Below are 17,025 nucleotides of genomic sequence, written 5' to 3'. Positions count from 1 at the left end.
ACGGGAGGCACGGTGCCAGCTGGCACCGTGCCTCCCGTCTGTGGTGGGGCGCGTCAGCTCTTGCTGTCGTACGTCCCGAGGGTCACGTCGGCCTGGCGGGTGTCGCCGTTCCGGACGTAGGTGATGGTGGTCTTCGCGCCTCCGGCGAAGAACCGGACCTGCGCGGTGAGGTCCGTCGCGTCCGCGACGGTGGCGTCACCGATCTTGGTGACGACGTCGCCCTTCTGCAGACCGGCACCAGCGGCGGCACCGCCCGACGACACCGACTTGATGAGAGCGCCCATCTGGGTGGCGCTGGTGTCCTCGTTCGCGTCGCCGACGGTCGCGCCGAGCAGGCCGTGCGTGGCCGAACCCTTGTCGATGATCTCGCCCGAGACGCGCTTGACGAGGTTCGAGGGGATGGAGAACCCGACACCGATGCTGCCCGCCTGCGAACCGGACGAGTCCGAGGCGCCGGCACTGGCGATCGCGACGTTGATCCCGATCAGCTTGCCCTTGGAGTCCAGGAGCGCACCGCCCGAGTTGCCGGGGTTGATCGACGCGTCGGTCTGGATGACCGGGAGCGAGACGGTCGCGGAGGCGCCGGAGCTCGAACCGTTGTCGCCGTTGCCCCAGAAGTCGAACGGGCCGTTGCCGTTGTTGCCCTGGCCCTCGTTCGAGTCGCCGCCGGCCTTCGGGTCACTCGACGTGACCTGGATGCTGCGGTTCAGCGTCGAGACGATGCCGTCCGTGACCGTGTTCGAGAGTCCGAGCGGGGCGCCGATCGCGACGGCGGTGTCACCGACGTTGAGGTCCGACGAGTCCGCGAAGGTCATCGGCTTCAGGTCGGTGGCGTCGATCTTGATCACGGCGAGGTCGACCGTGGGGTCGGTGCCGATGAGCTTGCCGGTGTAGATCTCGCCGTTCGAGGTCGTCACCTTGATGGTGCCGCCCGAGCTGTCGCCGTCGAGGGTGACCACGTGGGTGTTCGTGACGATGTAGCCGTCCTTCGTGAGGACGACACCGGAGCCGGTGCCGGCCTCGCTCGAGGCGGAGACGTTGATCGTCACGACCGAGGGCGTGGCAGCCGCGGCCACCGCGGTGACCACGGTCGCGGAGTCGTAGTCGTTGACCGTCAGGTTGCCGCCACCGGAGCCCGATGAGCTGGCGACGGAGCCGCCGTTCGACGTGGCAGCGACCCAACCGCCGCCGGCAGCGCCACCGACGAGCGCGCCGACGATGAGCGCACCGACGACGGGGAGGACGAAGCGGGAGCGGCCCTTCGACGCAGTGGTGGCGCCCGTCGCCGCGCCGGACGCACCGGCTGCGGTGGAGTCGGAGAAGTAGTGGCCGTTGCGCGGTGCGCCGTCCTGGTCGCCGTAGGCACTGGAGGTGGGCGCCGGTGCGGACTGGCCGTACGCCGACTGGCCGTACCCGGACTGCGCGGAGCCGTACTGGCCGGAGCCGTACTGGCTGGACCCGTACTGGCTGCTCGACGGCTGCTCGTGGGCGGAGGCCGGGGCCTGCGCGGAGCCCTGTGCGTACTCGCCGTAGCGGGGGCGGTCCTGCTGGCCGGACTGGGCCTGCCCGTACTGGTCCTGCTGTCCGTACTGGCCCTGACCGTACTGGCCGTACTGGGACTGCTGGCCGGACTGGCCCTGCCCGTACTGGCCCTGGCCGTACTGGCTCTGGCCGGAGTCGCTCTGGCCGTACTGCGACTGCTGACCGTACGGCGACTGCTGCCCGGACTGCTGGCCGTACTGGCCCTGCCCGTACTGCTGGTCGCCGCCGTACTGCTGGTCGCTGCCGTACTGCTGACCCGCGCCGTACTGCTGGTCGCTGCCGTACTGCGCCGTGGGGTACGGCGCCGTGTACCGGTCGGTGTCGCCGGCCGAGGAAGCTGGGTGGATCACGTCGGTGTGGTCGGCATCCGTGCTCGCGCCCGGGGCCTCCTGCCCGTTCGCGCTGGTCGGTGCGTCGTTCGGCGTCGACGCGCCGGCGTCGCCCGTCTGCTGCGCGGCATCGTCGGCGGCGACCTCAGAGGTCGTGTCGTCCGGACGGATGTCGTCGCCGTGCCCGTTGGGCGTGGTGTCGGTCATGCTGGACGTGCTCCTTTCAAGCTCGTGCAGTCTGTCGCACGAGCCTGGGCAGTCCTGATGACGACCCTGCAAGTGCCTTGAGGCGAGCTTATGCGTCACCTGTGGACGCACTCCCGGGAGGGGCCGAGCGGACGCACTAGGTTGGGGACCGTCCAGCGCGAGCGCCCGTCGGAGGGAACCCCATGCGGCACACCGGACCCTGGCTGCGAGCGGCGGAGGGCGCGATGCTCCTCGGCCCCGACGGCGTCCCAGCCCCCACCGTGTTCGCCGAGATGAGTGCCCTCGCGGCCAGCACCGGTTCGGTCAACCTCGGGCAGGGCTTCCCCGACGAGGACGGCCCCGCCGAGGTCCTCGACGCCGCGGTGCAGGCCATCCGCGACGGCGTGAACCAGTACCCGCCGGGGCGCGGGACCGCCGACCTGCGCCTGGCGATCGCCGAGCACCAGCGCCACTGGTACGGGCTCGAGGTCGATCCCGACCAGGAGGTCCTCGTGACCGCCGGCGCGACCGAGGCACTCGCGGCGACGCTCCTCGCGCTGGTCGAACCCGGCGACGAGGTGATCACGTTCGAGCCCTTCTACGACGCCTACGGCGCGCTGATCCGCCTGGCCGGGGCGACCCACGTCACCGTGCCGCTGACGGCGCCGGACTTCCTGCCCGACGAGTCCACGCTCCGTGCGGCGTTCTCGGACCGGACCCGCGCGGTCCTCGTCAACACCCCGCACAACCCGACCGGGCGGGTGCTGCCGACCGAGGTCCTACGCATCGTCGTCGAGCTCGCCGAGCGCCACGACGCGGTGATCATCACCGACGAGGTCTACGAGCACCTGACCTTCGACACGGCGCTCGCGCCGCACGTGCCGGTCGCCACGCTGCCCGGGGCACGCGAGCGGACAGTCACGGTGTCCAGCGCCGGGAAGACCTTCAGCACCACCGGGTGGAAGATCGGCTGGTTGACCGCTCCCCCGGCGCTCGTCATCGCCATCACGACCGTCAAGCAGTACCTGACCTTCGTCAACGGTGCGCCGTTCCAACCGGCCGTGGCCGTCGGCCTCCGCCTGCCGGACACGGTCTTCGCCGGCATCGCGGCCGACCTCGCGGCCAAGCACGACGTGCTCGCGGCAGGGCTCACCGCGGCGGGCTTCGGGGTCCACCGGCCCGACGGCGGCTACTTCGTCATCGCGGACACCGCGCCGCTCGGGTACGAGGACGCGCGCCCCTTCTGCCTCGAGCTGCCGCACACGGCGGGCGTCGTCGGCGTCCCCGTCTCGGCGTTCGTGCGCCCGGACCACGCCGCCGGCTACCGCTCGCTCGTGCGCTTCGCCTTCTGCAAGCGGCGGTCCGTGCTCGAGGACGCGGCCGCCCGGCTCGCGACCCTCAGCGGGGCGTGACGTCGCCGGCGCCCGCGCCCGCGCCGTCGCTCCGGACCGTCACGTCGTACCGCCGCAGTGACAGCGAGGGGTTGACCCGCCGGACCTCGGCGGTGACGTCCGTGTCCACCGTGGTGACGAGCAAGCCAGGGGCAGCCCCGAGCGCGGCAACGGCGACACCCGACGGGTCGAGCGCGACCGATCCCCCGATGCCGATCGGCGGTGCCTGGCCGACGCCGAGCACCCACACGGTGTTCTCGATTGCCCGCGCCGTGAGCAGGGTCCGCCAGTGGTGCTCCTTGCCCGGACCACGGACCCATTCGGCGGGCACCACGACGACGTCGGCAGCAGCGCCACCGCCACGAGCCGCACCGGCGCTCGCCGGCCCGGCAGCCAGACGCCGCGTGACCTCCGGGAACCGCAGGTCGTAACAGGTCTCGAGACCGACCCACACGCCGCCGAGCTCGAACACCGGCAGCTGCTCCGGGTCGCCTGGCTCGATCCGGTCGGACTCCCGCGAACCGAACGCGTCGTACAGGTGCACCTTCCGGTACGTGCACACGAGCGCCCCGTCAGGATCGATCGCGACGAGCGTGTTCCGGAACCGTGAGGCATCCGAGCCCGCCTCCGCCACCCCGACCACGAGCGCCACCCCGGTGCTCCTGGCGATCCGGCGGAGCCCGGTGACGAAGGGTCCGTCGAGCGGCTGCGCTGCCGCGACGAACCGGTCGTCGATCTCCGCCGCGAAGTACGACGTGTACTCGGGCGTGACCAGGAGCTGGGCCCCGCGGGCCGCCGCGTCCTCCGCTGCCGCCCGCACGGTCTCGAGGTTCACGGAGGGGTCGTCCACGGGCGCGAACTGCGCCGCGGCGATGGTCAGTCTCGTCACGGGGCCAGGCTAACCGGCACCACGACGACGCGCGCCGCCCGGCACACCCGCAGCGCCGCCCGGCGCACCCGCCCGGCACACCCGCACCGCCCCGCAGCTACCGGACGTCGAGCACGTCGAACGACCGACGAAGGACACCCGTCACGTCACCGTCGTCACCGGTCGCCCACATCGTGATCGACACGTCGAAGCACCCCAGCGCCGCCTGCACCATCGTTCGCGCACGCAGGTCGACGTCCGCACCGCCGAGCCGCGCGGCCACCAGTGGCGTGAGCACCTCGGCCCAGGCATGGTGCTTCTCGAGGTTCCGCGCCCGGAGCGACGGCGTGCTCGTCATCACCCGGACGGACCGGCGGGCCGTGTCGGGATCGCCGCCGTCCCCACGGAGCAGCATCGTCGCGAAGGCCTCGCGCAGCGCGGTCCAGACCGGCTCGTCCGGAGCCCGGTCGCCGAACGCCGCCGCGAGCACGTCGCTGTGGCGCGCCGGGTCGCCGATGACCGCGTCCTCCTTCGCCGGGAAGTACCGGTGGAAGCTCCTCGCGGAGATCCCCGCCTCGGCTGCGACCTGCTCGACGGTGACACGGTCGAACCCATCGGCGTCGAACCGCGCGATGGCGACGGCGGCGATGCGAGCACGGACGGCGTCACGGGTGATGTCCCGCAGGCCTGGTCGGCCGGCCGTCGTCTCGCTCATGCGCCGAGCCTACCGCCGGCCGACCCGAGTCGTCAGCACCCGCCGTACTTGACAGTCTCTGCCACGAGTGGCGTACAGTGCCACACGCACGCACAACCCGTCTCGGAAGGACGACCATGCACCACCGCACACTCGGACGACAGGGCCTCGTCGTCAGCGCGATCGGCTACGGCGCGATGGGCACCACGTTCGCGTACGGCCCGGGCGACGACACGGAGTCGATCGCAGCGATCCGGCACGCGCACGACCTCGGCGTGACGCACTTCGACACCGCGGAGCTCTACGGCTGGGGCACGGGCGAGCGGCTCCTCGGCACCGCCCTCGCACCTGTCCGCGACGAGGTCACCATCGCCACCAAGTTCGGCTTCACCGACACCTACGGCCAGGACTCGCGTCCCGAGCACGTCCGCGAGGTCGTCGACGCCAGCCTCCGGAACCTCGGGACGGACTCGATCGACCTGCTCTACCAGCACGTCCACGACCCGAAGGTCCCCATCGAGGACGTCGTCGGCGTCATGCAGGAGTTCGTGCAGGCCGGCAAGGTCCGGTACCTCGGCCTGTCGAACACGGACGCCGAGAACATCCGCCGGGCGAACGCGGTCCACCCGATCTCGGTCCTCCAGACCGAGTACTCGGTCTTCGCGCGCGAGTCCGAGGACCTGTTCCCTGTCGTCGACGAGCTCGGCATCGGCCTCGTCGCGTACTCACCCCTGGCACGCGGCTTCCTCAGCGGGGCGGTCCGGCCTCGGAGTGCCTACGCCCAGGACGACATCCGGCAGTTCCTGGAGTGGTGGGCACCCGAGCACTGGGACGCCAACACGGCCGTCGTCGCAGGGCTCACCGAGCTGGCCGACGCGAAGGGCATCTCGCTCTCGCAGCTCGCGCTCGCCTGGATCCTCGCCCAGCGGGACGACATCGTCCCGATCCCGGGATCGCGGAGCCCCGGACGCGTCGCCGAGAACGTCGCCGCAGCAGCCGTGACCTTCTCCTCGGAGGAACTCGAGCGCATCACGACACTCGGTCACGGCGTCCGCGGCAAGCGCGCGACGGGCTGAGCCAGCAGGTCGGGTCGCGACGCAACCAGGAGACGGACGGGAGGCTCCCCACCAGCTGGCGGCGGGCCTCCTGTCCGGAACGGCGTCCGCACGGAATCTACCCAGGACACGAAGAAGCCCCGGTCCGTGAGGACCGGGGCTTCTTGTGTCGCGTTGGTTGCGGGGGCAGGATTTGAACCTACGACCTCTGGGTTATGAGCCCAGCGAGCTACCGAACTGCTCCACCCCGCGGCACGTTTAGAAGCTTACACGGCAACGGGCGGGGTGCCAAATCGGCCACCCCGCCCGTGTCGTCAGTTGCCGGAACTGCTCGATTCCTCGGCCTCGACCGCCGCCTGGACGGCTTCCTGCAGGCGCTGGTCAGCCTCGGCGGCAGCGACGAGGTCGTTGTCCGCGTAGGCCTGCTGGCGGTCCTGCAGCGCGGCGCTCGCGTCGGCGAGGGCCTTCTGCACGGCGGGGTCGTCCGAGCTGGACGACGATCCACCGGTGGAACCGCTGCCCGAGGACGATCCGGAATCGGAATCGGAGTCGGAGTCCGAAGTCCCGTTGTCCGACCCGTTGTCGGTGCCGGTGTCGGAACCGCCCGCGGCGCCCTGGTCACCCGCGGCAGCGCCGGAGTCACCACCGAACAGCTGGTTGAGCGCCTCGTCGAGGGTGTCCTCGAACGCGATCTTGTCGCCGAAGGCCACCAGGACCTTCTGCAGCAGCGGGTAGGAGCCGCTCGACGTGGACTGCACGTAGACGGGCTGCACGTAGAGGAACCCGCCACCGACGGGCAGCGTCAGCAGGTTGCCCTGCTTGACGGTGCTGTTCCCGCGCTTCAGGATGTTCAGCTCCTGCGACACCGTGGTGTCGGAGTTGAACAGGTTCTGCACCTGCAGCGGACCCGGGATGTTGTCGGTCTTCGGGATCGTCAGCAGCGTGAGCTTGCCGTAGCCGGACGCCCGCTTGCCCTTGCCGGAGCCTCCGGCGTCGGAGTCGACGGCGAGGTACCCGGTCAACACGTTCCGCGCGTTCGACCCCGTCTGCTGGGGGATGTACGTCGTGTAGAGCGAGTACGCGGTCCCCTGCCCCGGCACCTTCATCGTCAGGTAGTACGGGTCCTGCAGGTTCGCCCGTGCCGCCGACGTCTGGGTACCCAGTGCGGTCGTCGTCGTGGTGGTGTTCGCCGCCGTCGTGTCGGCGTCGTTCGACCCGCTCGTCGGTTCGGTCGGCGTCGTCCAGGCGTCGTCACCCGAGTAGAACGAGTTCGCGTTGGTGACGTGGTACGTGCCGAGGATCGAGCGTTGCACCTTGAACAGGTCGGTCGGGTACCGGACGTGGTCGAGCAGGTCGGCGCTCATCGCGGAGACCGGCTTCAGCGACGTCGGGAAGACCTTCTGCCAGGTCTTCAGCACCGGGTCCTTCGTGTCCCACGTGTAGAGGGTCACCTTGCCCGTGTAGGCGTCGACCGTGGCCTTCACCGAGTTGCGGATGTAGTTGACCTGGTCGGTGCGGAACGTCGAGGACTCGGTGCCGTTGATGCTGTCGGCGAGGCTCTGGCTCTGCGAGTACGGGTACGCGTCCGAGGTCGAGTAGCCGTCGACGATCCACTGCAGGCGGTGGTCCACGATCGCCGGGTAGGCGTCGCTGTCGAGCGTCAGGTACGGCGCGACCTTCTGCACACGGGTGATCGGGTTGCGGTCGTACAGGATCTGCGAGTCCTTGTTGACCGCGTTCGAGAGCAGGATCTGCTCCGACTGGAACTTCGCGGCGTAGACGAGCCGGTTGAAGAAGTTGCCGATCGTCGGCCCGCCGTCGCCCTTGTAGGTCGTCGTCGCGTTGCCGCCGTTGTCGTCGTCCGAGCCGGACGGGTAGTCGAGCTCGACGTTCTTCGAGCCCTCCGGCGCACCGACGATCGAGTAGCCGGGCGAGGTCTCGCCGAAGTAGACGCGCTGCTGGTAGTCACCGAGGGCGCCCGAGGACGGGATGCCGGACTCGAGGAACACCGGCTTGCCGTCGCTGGCGCGCTGGTTGCCGTACGCCGCCGCGACGCCGTAGCCGTGCGTGTAGACGAACGTGCGGTTGTACTGCGTGTTCGCCTTCGCGCTCAGGCCGGCGAGGTCGATGTCGCGGACCGCGATCACGGTGTCCTCGGTCTGGCCCTTGATCTGGTAGCGGTCGACGTCGAGTTCGGACGGGAACTTGTAGTACTGCCGCGACTGCTGCAGCTGGCTGAACGTGTCGGACACGATCTTCGGGTCGATCAGGCGGATGTTCGCCGTGGTCTGGGCGTCCTGCGCGAGGGCGCCGGTGGACGGCGACGTGGTGGCGTCGTAGTTCGACTCCTTCACCCCGGACACGTCGTAGGCGTCTCGGGTGGCGTCGATGTTCCGCTGGATGTACGCGGACTCGAACGACCGCTCACTCGGGGCCACCTGCAGGCGCTGGACGATCCACGGGTAGATGCCGCCGATGACGATCGCGGAGACGAGCAGCAGCCCGGTGCCGACGATCGAGATCCGCCAGCGACCGATGACCGCCGTGACGATGAAGAGCAGTGCGACGATCGCCGCGATGCCCGCCATGATCTCGCGACCGGGGATCGTGGCGTTGACCTCGGTGTACTGCGCACCGGTGATCAGCGAGTTGTTCTTGGTCAGCGCGGCGTACTGGTCGAGCCACAGGCTGACGGCCTGCAGCGCGATGTAGACCGCCGCCGTGATCGCGAGCTGCACCCGGGCGGCACGGGAGATCCGGACCTCACGCCCACCGAAGCGCATCGCGCCGTACAGGTAGCACGCGGCGAGCGCGGCGAGCCCGGCGATGAGGACCACCGCGGACGAGTACGCCACGACCGAGCGCCAGAACGGCAGCTCGAAGACGTAGAAGCCGATGTCCAGGCCGAACTGCGGGTCCTTCTTGCCGAAGGGGGTCCGGTTGAAGTACTGCAGGACCATGCTCCAGCGGGGTGCCGTCGCGAGTCCGGCGAAGATGCCGAGGACGACCGGGATGCCGATCATCACGACGCGGCGGAGCGGCTCGATGACCTGCTGGTAGCGGTCGAGCTGCGACCCGAGCTTGGCGTAGACCGGTCGGAACCGGAACGCGAACAGGATGCTCAGGTACACCGGCACGGCCATGCCGAGGAAGCCGGCGAAGAACATCACCGCCCCCGCGATCCATCGCGTGGTCAGCACCTGCTGGAAGCCGAGCTGCGCGAACCACGCGTAGTCGGTGTACAGGCTGGCGAAGATGAAGAAGGCGATCACCAGTGCGGCCAGCACGATGATCGTGACCACGATCGGGACACGCGGCGAACGCCGGCCCGCAGTGGACGAGGTGGACGAGGTTGTCGTCACGTGATGTGCTCCAGACGTGTCGGACCGGCCGGCCCGGCGCACCGGGCCGTCAGTCCCACGATCCTATGGGACGCCGCCGACAGAGAAGCTGTACCCGATCTCAGGAAGTCCCCCTGAGCCTCCGACCGGTCTGGAGGCTCGACGCACGTCACCGACGCCGGTCCCGTCGACGGGACCAGCGGCCAGGAACCGTCGGTCAGCGACCGCAGGTGGCGAGGCCGGCCGTGCTCTTCCCGCTCGCGATCGTGCCCAGGTCGGAGACCGCCTGGTCCAGGGTCTTCACGGCGTAGACGTCGAGTCCGTCGGGGACGTGGCCGACGACCTCGTCGCAGTTCGCCGCGGGGGCGAGGAAGACGGTGGCTCCCGCGGCCTCGGCGCCGTAGAGCTTCTGGCGGATGCCGCCGATGGGGCCGACCTCGCCGCCGGCGGTGATGGTGCCGGTACCCGCGACGTGCTTGCCGCCGTTGAGCTTGCCCGGGGTGATCTCGTCGATGATCCCGAGGGCGAACATCATGCCGGCGCTCGGGCCGCCGACGTCCTGCAGCTTGATGGACACGTCGAACGGGAAGTCGTACCGCTCCACGACGCCGACCCCGAGCAGCGCGGTGCCGTCCTGGTCGACCGGCGTGACCCGGACCTGGCGCGTGGCGTCCCCGCGGCGGATCGTCACGGTGGCCGGGCTGGACGTCCCGTGGTCGGCCACGAGGCCGCGCAGCGTGGTGGCGTCCGCGTTCGTCGTGAGCGGCTTGCCGTCGAAGGCGGTGATGACGTCGCCCGTGCGGATCGGGCCGTCCGCCGGGGAGCCCTTCGCGACGGTGCCGACCTCGAGCTCGGTCGGGATGCGCTCCCCCTGCTGGATGAGGGCTGCGGCAACGGCGGACTGCTGGGAGTTCGTCATGTCGGCGGCGTCCTGCTTGTCCACCTGCTCGGTCGTCGTGCCGGGTGGGTAGATGGCCGAGGCGGGGACCACGGCCTGCGACTTCGTGAAGAGCGCCCGGATGACGCTCGTCCACGGGGGGCGCTGCGTCGCCGTGCCCTGGACGCTGACCGTGAGCATGTCGAGCGCGCCGGCGGTCGGGTAGGTCTCATGGCCGTCGATCTCGATGAGCTCGACGTCCTTGGAGTCCTTCCCGGTGCCCTGCTCCTGCGTGCCGATCGTGTTGAAGACCGGGCCGGGCAGCTCGATGACGTACGGGCTCGGCAGCACGCTCGCCACGATCGCGAGCACGACGGCGCCGACGATGAACGCCCACCCGACGGTGCGACGGCGGGAGCGGCGGCGGGGAGCGGTCGCGAAGATGGTCAACGGGGTCCTTCCGGCAGGGTGCTCGGGAAGCTGGCGGCGCGGTCGTCACCGACCGGTCGTCGACGGGCTGTTCGCCCTCGGCGCACCCGCAGGAGCGCTCCCACGGGCCCGTCCCAGGTGCGGCCCCACGAGCAGCGATTAGCGTAGTCGGCATGCCTGATGAACCGCAGCCGGGGCCGGACGACGACTTCCAGGAGATGCTCCGCAAGCTCCTCGCCGGAGAGGGCCAGATCGACCCGTCGCAGCTCGCGGGCGCCGCTGGCCTGCCGAACGACCCGGCCTTCGTGGCCAACCTGATGAGCCAGCTGCAGCGTGCGGCACAGGACGGCGGCGACGGCATCGACTTCACGGTGACGGCCGAGCGTGCCACCGCGATCGCGAAGGACGGCGCCCACGGCATCGACCCGGCGACCAGCCAGGCGAGCGACCAGGCCTTCCAGGTCGCGGCGCTGTGGCTCGACGAGGTCACCACCGTCGCCGAGCTGACCGCCACGCCGAGCCTGTACACCCGCGAGCAGTGGGCGAAGGCGACCGCCCCCGTGTGGACGCAGATCGCCGAGCCCGTGGCCGCGAGCATCGCCGGCGCCCTGACCGAGGCCATCGACCAGCGCGCGCCCGAGGAACTGAAGGCGATGCTCGGCGACGTCTCGAAGGCCATGCGCGGGGTCGGCGGGGCGCTCTTCGCGATCCAGCTCGGCCAGGTCGTCGGTCAGCTCTCGAAGGAGGTGGTGTCCGGCGGCGACGTCGGCGTGCCCCTCCTCGACGAGCAGGTCGCCGCGCTCCTTCCCCAGAACGTCGCCGAGTTCGCCGAGGGCCTCGACGTCCCGGTGGACGAGGTCCGCATCTACCTCGCCGTCCGCGAGCTCGCCCACGCCCGGCTGTTCCGCTCGGCGCGCTGGCTGCGACTGCACATCATCTCCTCCATCACGGAGTACGCCCGCGGCATCCACATCCCGTTCGACCGGGTCGAGGAACTCGCCGCCGACATCGACCCCACGGACCAGGAGCAGCTCCGCGACGCCCTCGCGTCCGGTGCGCTGATCCCGCCGCGCACCCCCGAGCAGGACGCCGCCCTGGCCCGCCTCGAGACGATGCTCGCCCTGGTCGAGGGCTGGGTCGACACCGTCACCGCCGCGGCCACCGCTCGCCTGCCCCGGTCCGGCGCGATCGCCGAGACCGTCCGGCGTCGCCGGGCTGCCGGCGGACCGGCCGAGTCGGCGTTCGCCACGCTGGTCGGCCTCGAACTCCGCCCCCGTCGACTGCGCGAGGCCGCGGTCATGTGGCAGCGGGTCACCGACGAGCTCGGTGCCGAGCAGCGGGACGCCCTGTGGGAGCACTTCGACCTGGTCCCGACGTCGGAGGACGTCGACGCCCCCGACGCGCTCGTCGCGCGGCTCCGGAACCCCGGGCACACGCCCGAGGACGACGAGTTCGACCGCGCGCTCGAGGACCTGTTGAACGACGCGACCGGCTCACGCCCACGCGAGGACGAGTCGGGCGGCATCGACGACGAGCCCGGCGACGGACCCGACGCGACCGGTCCAGCCCCGGACGCCGGCCCGCGCTGACACGACCTGGAGGCCCGGGTCGGCCCCGGCGGTCGGCCGGGGGTCCGATGGACCGGTGGTCCGGTGGTCCGGTGGTCCGGTGGTCCGGTGGTCGACAGTCGGCCCGGCGGGTTCTCCACAGATCCGTCGGCGACCGCCCGTCCGCGCCGCGCGTCCGCCACGGTGGACGCATGGGCATCCGCATCGACCCGTCGCTCGAGTTCGTCTGGCGTGACCCGGCGACCGTCCAGCTCGGCGTCGACCCGCCGCGCGCGGTGATCGGCGTGCCGACGACGGCCGAGGAACGCTTCCTCTGTGCCCTCCGGCGGGAGACCAGCCGCGACGCCCTGTCCGGCCTGGCCGCGAGCGTCCGGTGTCGCCCCGAGGTGGCGGCGCAGGTGCTCGGTGCCGCGTCCCCGGCGGTGCTCGACATGCTGCCGGAGCCGCTCACCCGGGTCGAGGTCCACGGCGCCGGTGAGCTCGCGTCGACCCTGGACGCCTTCCTGACGGGCGAGGGCATCACCGTCGTCCGCACCACCGCGCCCCGCGGCGGCCCCGTCGCCCTGCCGGACCCGGAGCCCCGCATCGCCGTCGTCGTCGCGGACCACGTCGTCGACCCCGCGCTCCGTTCGGCCTGGACCCGGCGCGGCACGCCGCACCTGCCGGTCGTGGTGGGCGACGGCCGGGTCCGCGTGGGGCCGCTCGTCGTACCGGGCAGCGGGCCGTGCCTGCAGTGCCTGGAGTACGCGCACGTCGACGACGACCCGGCGTGGCCGGCCATCGCCGCGCAGGTCTGGGGACGTCCAGCGGCACCGCTCTCCCCGTGGCGGACCGGCGCGGTCGCTGCTGCAGTCACGCGGTCGGTGGTCGAGCTCCTGCCGCGCACCACCGTGGCCGCTGGCACCGACCAGCTCGTGTTCGAGCGGGACGACCTGTCGGTCAGCCGCCGACCGGTGCGGCCGCACCCGCGGTGTGCGTGTCGAGCGCTGCCAGGAACCGACTCGGCGCCCGGGCACCCCCGCGCGACGACCCCTGCCGTGACCACGTGACGGTCACGGTGCGCCGCGCTCGGGTCAGTCCGACGTAGAACAGCCGGCGTTCCTCGTCGACCTCGTCCTCGGTGGTCGCGTGCGAGATCGGCAGCAGGCCCTCGGCGGCGCCGACGATCATCACGTTCTGCCACTCCAGGCCCTTGGACGAGTGCAGCGTCGCCAGCGTGACGGCGTCGAGCTCGGGCTCGTGGTGGGTCGCGGCGCGGTCGACCAGGTCCTGCGTGAACTCCTGCATGGTCGTGCCGGCGGGGGCGTCCTCGGCGAGGCCCATGATCGCCTGCAGGGCCTCCCACTGCTCGCGGACGGCGCCGGTGCCGTCGGGCGCGGTCGGGGTCCACCCACTGACCTGCAGCACCAGGCCGACGCGCCGGGTCAGCTCGTCGTCCGTCTGGCGGATCGCCTCACCCCGCATGTGGTGCACCGCGAGCTTGACCTCCGGCCGGTCGAAGAACCGGGTGCCGCCCTGCACGCGGTACGGGATCCCGGCGCGGCCGAGTGCTGCCTCGAGCGCGGCGGACTGCGCCCCGACGCGGAACAGCACCGCGCAGTCGCCGTACGCCGACCCGGCCTGCACGAGCTCGGTGATGCGCTGGGACACCGTGGCCGCTTCGTCGCCGTCGTGCACGCACGGCACCACGACGGGCGCCGGGCCCGGCTCGGTCTGCTGCGCGGCGAGGTCGAGCGCGCCGGGACGACCGCGCATCAGGGCGTTGGCGGCGTGCACGACCTCCCGCGTCGAGCGGTAGTTCCGCTCCAGGCGCAGGACGGACCCGCGCGGGAACTCGGAGCCGAAGCTGAGCAGGTACCGGCTCGACGCGCCCGCGAACGAGTAGATGGTCTGGCTGGCGTCGCCGACGACGCAGAGGTCCTGCCGGTCGCCGAGCCACGCGCGGAGCAGGTCGTGCTGCACGGGTGAGACGTCCTGGTACTCGTCGACCACGAAGAACCGGTACTGCTGCCGGACGTAGCTGGCGACCCGCGGCTCGGACTCGACCATGCCGAGCGTCGCGAGCAGCACGTCCTCGAAGTCGAGCTGGCGGCGGTCGTCCTTCAGCCGCTCGTAGGCGCGCATCAGGTCGATCACGCGCGACGGCGGGGTCTCGCGCGGCATCACCCGGTCGGCGGCGGCGGCCTCGTACTCGTCGTAGGTCAGGCGCTGCACCTTGCGCCACTCGACCTCGCCGGCCAGGTCGCGCAGGACGGGCTTGTCGACGCGCATGCCGACCGTGTCCGCCGCGTGCGCGATGATCCGGGCCTTCGACTCGACGATCTTCGGGGCGTGCCCGCCGACCGTGTCCGGCCAGAAGTAGCTCAGCTGCGACATCGCCGCCGCGTGGAAGGTGCGTGCCTGAACCGCGCCGGCACCGAGGGCGCGCAGGCGCGACCGCAGTTCACCGGCGGCGCGGGTGGTGAACGTCAGCGCGAGGACGTGGTTCGGCGAGTAGGTGCCGGTCGCCACCCCGTAGGCGATGCGGTGCGTGATGGCTCGGGTCTTGCCGGTCCCCGCGCCGGCGAGCACCGCGACCGGACCGAGCAGGGTCGTCGCGACGGTGCGCTGCTCGGCGTCGAGGGCTGCGAGCAGGGCCTCCGGCGACGGCGGCTGCGGCGACGCGTTCGACTGCGGGCCTGGGCTCACGGCAGGTCCAGCGGGCTGCCGTACCACTCCTCGATGATCGCCCGCGCGATGGACGTCCGACCGGGCAGCATCAGGGTGGTCCCCGCACGCTCGCGGATGTCCTCCCGCGAGAACCACCGGACGTCGATGATCTCGACGCCGTCGGGCCGGACGGTCGACGGGTCGCCGTCGAGGGCTCTGGCACGGAAGCCGACCATCAGCGACGCCGGGAACGGCCAGGGCTGCGAGCCGAGGTACTCGGGTTCCTCGACGTGGACGCCGGACTCCTCGAAGACCTCCCGGCGGACGGCGTCCTCGAGCGTCTCCCCCGGTTCGACGAAGCCGGCGAGCAGCGAGTAGCGGTCGTCGTCCCACGCGGCGTTCGAGCCGAGCAGGATGCGGTCGTCACGGTCGGTCACGCCGACGATCACGGCGGCGTCCGTGCGGGGGAAGAGTTCGTGGCCCTGGTCGTCACGACGGACCCAGCCGCCGGTGACGACCTCGGTGTCGGACCCGGTGCGGGGCGAGAAGCCGTGCACGGCGTGCCAGTTCGCCATCGCCACGGCCTCGACCGCCAGGCCCTGGTCACGGGCGGACAGCTCCGTGCCGAACATCCGCAGGTTCTCCCAGACGTCCGAGTCGGGCTCGATGCGGCCAGCGGTGTCGGCGTCCACCAGGGCGGCGACGAACCGGGTGCCGGCCGGGGCGTCGGCGGCGTCGGACAGCGAGCGTCCGAGGTAGACCAGCGGAGCGGACTCCGGGACGGACACGGCGGGGACGAACCGCAGCGTGCCGTCGGCGTTCCGCAGCATCGCGGCACCGTGCACGGGCAGGAACCGCGTGGCGGGGTCGTCCCGCAGGACCCGACCGAGGTCTGGCGTGCTGCGGTACTCGGCATCGCGGTCGAGCTCGTTGCGGGCGAGCGGCAGCCGGGCGGCGAACTCCTCGGTCACAGGGTGACTCCTCGGGTCGGGATCGAACCGGCTCGCACTCGGCGAGCCGACGGCGGGCATCCGCGCGGGACAGCGTGGCGCGCACGGTTCGTGACGCCGACGGACCTACCCTGTGGGGCATGGCGGGATCCCAGTTCACTCTAGCGGCGTTGGCGACGACGACCGTTCCCGGACTCGAGGTCACGGGCACACGCACGCTCGGCTCGGTCGCCTCCGGCGACTACGAGTCGGCGCTCCTCCACGACTCCGAGGGACGCGAGTCGGTGATCCGGCGTCCGCGCAACCAGCGGGCTGAAGCCCGGCAGTCGGCCGACCTCCTCGCGATCCGGGCGCTGAGTGCCGGGATCCGGTCGCGCCTCCCGTTCGCCGTCCCGGAGTACCGCGGACAGGCGCCCGTCGGGTCGACCCGTGCCATCCTCACCACCTTCGTCCCCGGCGCGCATCCGGCCCTCGGCGCCCTCGCCGAGCGTCCCGAGCTGGCGACCAGCGTCGGCCGCGCGATCGCCGCCGTCCACGTGCTCCCCACCAGCTTCGTGACCGACGCCGGTCTGCCGTCCCTCACCCCGTTCGAGGTCCTGCGCTCCGCCGTGTCCGTGATGGACCGCGCGGTCGCGACCAAGCTCGTCCCCGCCGCCCTGCAGGAGCGCTGGGAGGGTGCGGCCCGCGACCAGCAGCTCTGGCAGTTCACCCCGACCGTCGTGCACGGCGCCCTCGGCACCGAGGCCCTGCTCGTCACCGGCGACGAGGTCACCGGCGTGCTCGGCTGGGGCGAGCTGCGGCTCGGCGACCCGGCCAAGGACCTGGCCTGGGTGCTCCCCGGCCGACGCGAGGCCTTCGACAGCGTCCTCACCGCGTACGAGGCGAACGGTGGCGGTCGCGACCGCCAGCTCGCCCAGCGGGCGCGGGTGTACCACGAGCTCGAGACCGCGCAGTGGCTGCTGCACGGCGTGCAGGCCAAGAGCACGGAGGTCGTCGACGACGCCGTCGCGATGATGCACCGGCTGGTCGACGCGGTGCACGCGCCCTCGGCGGCACCGCTGCAGTCGGTCTCCCCCGAGACGATGGAGATCGGCGAGGTCGAGCAGCTGCTGACGTCGACGGAGCGCCGGCACGGCTAGACGTCGT

General features: G+C 71.7%; 12 protein-coding genes and 1 tRNA gene. 5 read left to right on the top strand and 8 right to left on the bottom strand.

Annotation, left to right across the window (positions count from 1 at the left end):
* Positions 1-53: 53 nt before the first annotated feature.
* Positions 54-2,078, bottom strand: a complete 2,025-nt coding sequence (locus BIU98_RS19690; protein ID WP_071271750.1) for a S1C family serine protease — start codon at positions 2,076-2,078, stop codon at positions 54-56.
* A gap of 182 nt (positions 2,079-2,260) precedes the next feature.
* Between BIU98_RS19690 and BIU98_RS03875 the strand changes: the two genes are divergently transcribed.
* Positions 2,261-3,469 carry an aminotransferase class I/II-fold pyridoxal phosphate-dependent enzyme gene (locus BIU98_RS03875; protein WP_071271747.1) on the top strand — a complete coding sequence of 403 codons (1,209 nt, stop codon included), beginning with the start codon at positions 2,261-2,263 and terminating at the stop codon, positions 3,467-3,469.
* On the opposite strand, the gene BIU98_RS03870 is transcribed toward BIU98_RS03875, so the two are convergent.
* Together BIU98_RS03870 and BIU98_RS03865 are read right to left on the bottom strand one after the other, a co-directional pair.
* Entirely contained in the window at positions 3,456-4,337 is an 882-nt protein-coding gene (locus BIU98_RS03870; protein WP_083392948.1) for a carbon-nitrogen hydrolase family protein, read from the bottom strand. The genes BIU98_RS03875 and BIU98_RS03870 overlap by 14 nt on opposite strands.
* 97 nt (positions 4,338-4,434) lie before the next feature.
* On the bottom strand, positions 4,435-5,031 hold the full coding sequence (locus BIU98_RS03865) for a TetR family transcriptional regulator (RefSeq protein WP_071271744.1): 597 nt from the start codon (positions 5,029-5,031) through the stop codon (positions 4,435-4,437).
* A 116-nt stretch (positions 5,032-5,147) separates the two neighbouring features.
* Between BIU98_RS03865 and BIU98_RS03860 the strand changes: the two genes are divergently transcribed.
* Positions 5,148-6,086, top strand: coding sequence for an aldo/keto reductase (locus BIU98_RS03860; RefSeq protein ID WP_071271741.1), 939 nt, complete (start codon positions 5,148-5,150; stop codon positions 6,084-6,086).
* Between the two features lie 154 nt (positions 6,087-6,240).
* Here the strand turns inward: BIU98_RS03860 and BIU98_RS03855 are convergent.
* The 3 genes from BIU98_RS03855 to BIU98_RS03845 all read right to left on the bottom strand — a co-directional run bounded on the left by BIU98_RS03855 (position 6,241) and on the right by BIU98_RS03845 (position 10,733).
* Positions 6,241-6,317 (bottom strand) — tRNA-Met (locus BIU98_RS03855).
* Between the two features lie 62 nt (positions 6,318-6,379).
* Positions 6,380-9,367, bottom strand: coding sequence for a UPF0182 family protein (locus tag BIU98_RS03850; RefSeq protein ID WP_175481284.1), 2,988 nt, complete (start codon positions 9,365-9,367; stop codon positions 6,380-6,382).
* Between the two features lie 256 nt (positions 9,368-9,623).
* The gene (locus tag BIU98_RS03845; protein ID WP_071271738.1) at positions 9,624-10,733 is read right to left on the bottom strand and encodes a PDZ domain-containing protein; all 1,110 of its coding nucleotides are present in this window, start codon (positions 10,731-10,733) and stop codon (positions 9,624-9,626) included.
* 152 nt (positions 10,734-10,885) lie between these two features.
* On the opposite strand from BIU98_RS03845, the gene BIU98_RS03840 reads away from it, so the two are divergent.
* Positions 10,886-12,301: a zinc-dependent metalloprotease gene (locus BIU98_RS03840; RefSeq protein WP_071271735.1), complete on the top strand. Its 1,416-nt coding sequence runs from the start codon at positions 10,886-10,888 to the stop codon at positions 12,299-12,301.
* 170 nt (positions 12,302-12,471) lie between these two features.
* Positions 12,472-13,329 carry a TOMM precursor leader peptide-binding protein gene (locus BIU98_RS18825; RefSeq protein WP_139200551.1) on the top strand — a complete coding sequence of 286 codons (858 nt, stop codon included), beginning with the start codon at positions 12,472-12,474 and terminating at the stop codon, positions 13,327-13,329.
* Here the strand turns inward: BIU98_RS18825 and BIU98_RS03835 are convergent.
* Together BIU98_RS03835 and nudC are read right to left on the bottom strand one after the other, a co-directional pair.
* Positions 13,220-14,968, bottom strand: coding sequence for an ATP-dependent helicase (locus BIU98_RS03835; protein ID WP_071271732.1), 1,749 nt, complete (start codon positions 14,966-14,968; stop codon positions 13,220-13,222). The genes BIU98_RS18825 and BIU98_RS03835 overlap by 110 nt on opposite strands.
* Complete coding sequence (gene nudC / locus BIU98_RS03830) at positions 14,965-15,900, bottom strand: NAD(+) diphosphatase (protein WP_071271729.1); 936 nt, start codon at positions 15,898-15,900, stop codon at positions 14,965-14,967. The genes BIU98_RS03835 and nudC overlap by 4 nt, the downstream gene beginning before the upstream one ends.
* Before the next feature lie 119 nt (positions 15,901-16,019).
* Between nudC and BIU98_RS03825 the strand changes: the two genes are divergently transcribed.
* On the top strand, positions 16,020-17,018 hold the full coding sequence (locus BIU98_RS03825) for a phosphotransferase (protein ID WP_071271726.1): 999 nt from the start codon (positions 16,020-16,022) through the stop codon (positions 17,016-17,018).
* The last annotated feature ends 7 nt before the right edge of the window (positions 17,019-17,025 follow it).

Source organism: Curtobacterium sp. MMLR14_010, assembly GCF_001865015.1.
In the GTDB taxonomy this organism is placed as follows: Bacteria; Actinomycetota; Actinomycetes; order Actinomycetales; family Microbacteriaceae; genus Curtobacterium.
The sequence above is the reverse complement of the archived record's forward strand: the minus strand, read 5'-3'. Positions and strand labels throughout refer to the sequence as shown.